Consider the following 1,304-nt stretch of genomic DNA (forward strand, 5'->3'; position numbering starts at 1 on the left):
CTATAGTGTTCACGTGTCCGCTTATTCGTGCAGTGGACACGATACTCCCAAGCGCCGCAGCCAGATTCAAGATGGGTTTGCTGGCCGCTTACGATCAACGCTGCTAGTTCGAAGGTCTGTTGCTGGCCGAACGCGAGCCGACTACGACCGCCTCAGGACGACCCACACCGGCCAGCCGGTTTTCTCGAAAGCAGCCGTTCGAACCGGGGCCAACTATCTGCTCGGTCCCGCTCCGCCGCTCCTGCTGTAACTGCTAGCGCGTAAATCCTTGCGCAAGCAAAACGTCACGCAGCGGTTCGCACACCCCCAGCAACATCTGGAACTCGAATCGTGACCTGTCGATCCTCTCGCGTTGCAGCCAATTGGTCAACGCATCGATCAATTGCGCATCGCGCGTTGCAATGCCCACGAACGATCCCGCCCGTATTGCGTTCGAAAACCGCCGAACGAAGTGCGCGTTGATCGCGGCTCGATCCCTCGATGCACCGTCGACGAGATACTCGTTTGTCTCTGCGTAAATTCTCTTGTGAATACGCATGCGGCTTTTGCGTGCCTGCATTGGGCCGATGTCACCGTTCGTGCGCGTCAAATATAGTTAGTGACGCTGACAGACGAGATCGACTTCCTTTGCCGCTGCACCTGCTGTTCCTGCCGGCATCTTGTGCAAATCCCAGTCTCCGTTCGCTACGCCTTCTCTGATAAATGTCCCATCAATTCTCCGATAGCGATGGAGCCATTCGGTTGTCTCCCGTGTTTGGCAATTGATACCCCGATACGTGTCGGCAACCTGAATGCCAATAGCCGCCCCCATCTTGGGTGATGGGATGAATCGCTCCCATACCCATATCCAACCATATTCGGATTTGATTGAGTTGGTATCGATCTTCCAAACATCGCCAGCCAACTCCTTCGGCAGATAGGGATTGGTTTTCGCAATGTCGGCAGTGACCCAATGTGGAGGGGTTGTCTGATGTGGGTCAGCAGGAATGGTCGATAGCGAATCTTGCCCCTGTATTGGTCGGCCGACAGTGCCGCATCCAGTGAAGAGAACGGTTAAGAACACGTAAAGAATTGGAAGCTTCATTGTTATCGTCATGATTGAGACGGACTGAACCGCCTCGGGATCGTGGCGGCTGATTGGTTTAAGTTAATAACGGCACGCCAGCACGGAGTTTGAGTCCGGCCCATCTGCAATTGTCAGCAATCTGGTGTTGATTTGCATGGAATCCTGACCCGCGATTTGCACTGAATTCTGACCCACCCGTTGGACCAGCTTTGCGGGTTATACGGTGGGTGTCTGGGTC

1 protein-coding gene is annotated in these 1,304 nt (G+C 54.6%); it reads right to left on the reverse strand.

Annotation, left to right across the window (positions count from 1 at the left end):
- Positions 1-595: 595 nt before the first annotated feature.
- A complete protein-coding gene (locus tag P3T20_RS37075; protein ID WP_429289459.1) occupies positions 596-1,084 on the reverse strand; it encodes a hypothetical protein in 489 nt (162 codons plus the stop codon).
- Positions 1,085-1,304: the final 220 nt, after the last annotated feature.

The organism is Paraburkholderia sp. GAS206C (genome assembly GCF_050435645.1).
GTDB classification, from domain to species: Bacteria; Pseudomonadota; Gammaproteobacteria; order Burkholderiales; family Burkholderiaceae; genus Paraburkholderia; species Paraburkholderia phenazinium_B.

Bases quoted from the DNA above. Each gene is read 5' to 3' on its own strand.
- P3T20_RS37075 (WP_429289459.1), bottom strand. From the start codon at position 1,084: ATGAAGCTTCCAATTCTTTACGTGTTCTTAACCGTTCTCTTCACTGGA.